Below are 2614 nucleotides of genomic sequence, written 5' to 3' on the forward strand. Positions count from 1 at the left end.
CCGGCGTCCCCTCCCGCCGGTCCCGGCGCAGGGGGGCCGAACGGCGCCGCGGGCGCCGCCGGGGCGTCGGGCGGGTCCAGTGGCCAGGGCGACGCACCGGCCGGCTCCGCAGGCCAGGGCGACGCCAACGGACCGGACGCCAACGGACCGGACGCCAACGGACCGGACGCCTCCGGTCCGGTGGCCAACGGACCGGAGGCCACGACACCGGAAAGCGGTTGACCGGGCGACGCCGGGGCGGACGCCGGCCCGGCGGGAGCCGCCACCGCCCGGGGCGCGGGACGGGTGGGGGCCGCCGCGTGGGTCGGGGGGCCCGTGGGGGTCACGTAGGGGCGGACGAGACGGCGGTCGGCGGTCTCGGGCGCCCTCTCATCGGGGTGGGGGGACACGATCGTCTCCCGGCACGGTCGGGGGCCGGTGCGGCGGTGCGGTACCGGCCCCCGTCCCGCCGGTCAGGCCCCGCGCCGCCGGGCGACCGGGGCCGTTCCCGCTCCCGCGGCGGGCGCGGTGGCGCCCCCGATCGGGTGCGGGACCRTCGTGTCCGCGCCGGTCGGCGCGGTACCCGCGTCCGGAGTGCCGGACCCGTCGGCCACCGCGCCCCGGGCGGGCGAACCGCCGAGGGCGGCCGGGGGGAGCGTGGAGCGGACGGACATCGACATTCCAGGTATCTCCGAAGTGCGGCTCATGTGGTGCCTCTTGAGCGGACTCTTTCCGTCCGGGGGCGCTCCGGTCAAGCCGGGTGTCCGATCCGCCCCATCCTTCCCTTCTGTGCGGGACGGCCCCGACTCCCCGGCTCCGCCGTCCGGTCGTCCGCGCGCTCCGGCACGCCTGCGTCGCGGCCGGGCCCCCGGCGGCCGTCCCGTCCCCGGAGGAGCGAGAACGCCACCGTTCCCGCGGCCGCCGCCATCAGAGCGGCTCCGCTCAACGGTGCGGCCGCCACCGCGATCCCGTCCACGGCGAGCCCGCCGACGAGCGCGCCCGCCGCTATCGCGAAGTTGAACATGGCCACCATCAGGGCGGAGGCGGCCTCGGCGGCCTGCGGCGCCGCCTTCAGCATCCAGCCCTGGAGGCTGACCGACACCCCGCCGTACGCCAGCCCCCACACCAGCAGCAGGCCGGTCCCGGCGACGGCCCCCGGCAGCAGGGCGATCAGCGTCAGCACCGCCCCCAGGGTGAGGCTGACGGTCAGCAGCGTGCGGCGGGCGTCGCGCGGACCGGCCAGGAAGTTGCCCACGACCCCCGCGAGGCCGTAGCCGAGCAGCAGGGTGCTGACGTAGGAGGCGTCGATGCCGGAGACCTCCCGCAGGACGGGGCGGACGAAGGTGTACGCGGCGAACTGGCCGGTCACCACCAGGAAGGTGACGATCACCCCGGCCCGGACCCCGCGGTCGCGGCGCAGCAGGACGGGCAGTTCGCGCGCGGTGACGCGGCGGGCCGCCGGCAGCGGCGGCAGCAGCAGGAGCAGGGCGGTGGCGGTGACGGCTCCGAGGACACCGACCGCCGCGAAGGCGGAGCGCCAGCCCCCGAGTTCGCCGAGCAGGGTCCCGGCGGGAACGCCGAGCACCGAGGCGGTGGGGACGCCGCCGAAGATCAGGGCCGTGGCCCGGGGAACGTGGTGCGCGGGCACCAGCCGGACCGCGAGACCGCCCGCGATGGCCCAGAACCCGCCGACGGCCACGCCGACGAGCAGGCGGGCCGCCAGCACCACGGCGAAGTCCGGGGCGAGCGCGGCGACGAGGTTGGCGACGGCCATCAGCGCGACCAGGACGCACAGCACGTGGCGCCGGTCGAGACGGGCCGCCCCGACGGCCACCAGGGGCGCGCAGAAGCCCGCGACGACCCCGGGGACGGTGACCATGAGGCCCGCCGTTCCCTCGGAGACACCGAGGGCGGCGCCGACCGGAGTGAGCAGTCCGATGGGCAGCAGCTCGGAGGTGATCAGGCAGAAGATCCCGAGGGAGACGGCCGACACGGCCGCCCATCCCCTGCGGGACCCGGATTCGGGGCCGGGTTCGCGACCCGGTTCGGGAACACTGGACGCGGCGGGTTCGGTCATGCTCGGCACTCCCGTACGGCAGAAGGCGGGCGGACGGGTGAACGGGGCACGGCGGCACCAGGCTCCGGGGGTCGCGCCTCCCCCGCCGCCCGCACTGCCGTGCCGTGCCGATCGCGTTCGTGCCCCATTCTGCGACCGTCCGCGCCGGGTGCGGCCTCCCCGTGAAGGATCGATTCGGCAACGGGGTGGTCCACCCGTCCCGGTGCCCGCGCCCCGGGCCGCTTCACCCGGACGCGTGAGCCGTGGAACCGGGCCGTCCCGGACTACGGCATGGTGGTCGGATGCAGTTACGCCGGGCCGCCCTGCCCCTCTCCCTCCTGGCGCTCCTCGCGAGCGCCGGGTGCGTCTCCGTCACTCCGGAGTCCGGCGGTCCCGGCCCGGCGCGCGGCTCCGTCCCGCCCGTCGACGCCCCCGACGCGTCCGACGGCTCCCCCGCCCACCGGGCTGCTGCCGTGCCGCCGGGCGGGTCCCTGCCCCTGCCGCTGGGCGAGATCCCCGAGGCGGACCCGACGCCCTCCCCGGCCGGGCCGGAGCCCGCGCTCCCGCGCACGGTCCACC

The 2614-nt window shown here is 77.8% G+C and carries 2 protein-coding genes and 2 pseudogenes; 2 read left to right on the forward strand and 2 right to left on the reverse strand.

Features of this window, described 5'->3' with window-relative positions; all coding sequences use genetic code 11:
- Nucleotides 1–222, forward strand: a pseudogene (locus AB4039_RS41945) (PAC2 family protein); the annotation flags it as partial.
- Nucleotides 223–452: 230 nt separating this feature from the next.
- Here AB4039_RS41945 and AB4039_RS41950 read toward each other — a convergent pair.
- Both AB4039_RS41950 and AB4039_RS41955 read right to left on the reverse strand, forming a co-directional pair.
- Nucleotides 453–686 (reverse strand): hypothetical protein, encoded by a 234-nt coding sequence (locus AB4039_RS41950; RefSeq protein WP_442273272.1) that lies wholly within the window; start codon nt 684–686, stop codon nt 453–455.
- Between the two features lie 44 nt (nt 687–730).
- Nucleotides 731–2056, reverse strand: a complete 1326-nt coding sequence (locus tag AB4039_RS41955; protein ID WP_442273273.1) for an MFS transporter — start codon at nt 2054–2056, stop codon at nt 731–733.
- A 281-nt stretch (nt 2057–2337) separates the two neighbouring features.
- Between AB4039_RS41955 and AB4039_RS41960 the strand changes: the two are divergent.
- Nucleotides 2338–2614 (forward strand): annotated as a pseudogene (locus tag AB4039_RS41960) (hypothetical protein); the annotation flags it as partial.

Source organism: Streptomyces sp. M-16 (assembly GCF_052114405.1).
Lineage (GTDB): Bacteria > Actinomycetota > Actinomycetes > Streptomycetales > Streptomycetaceae > Streptomyces.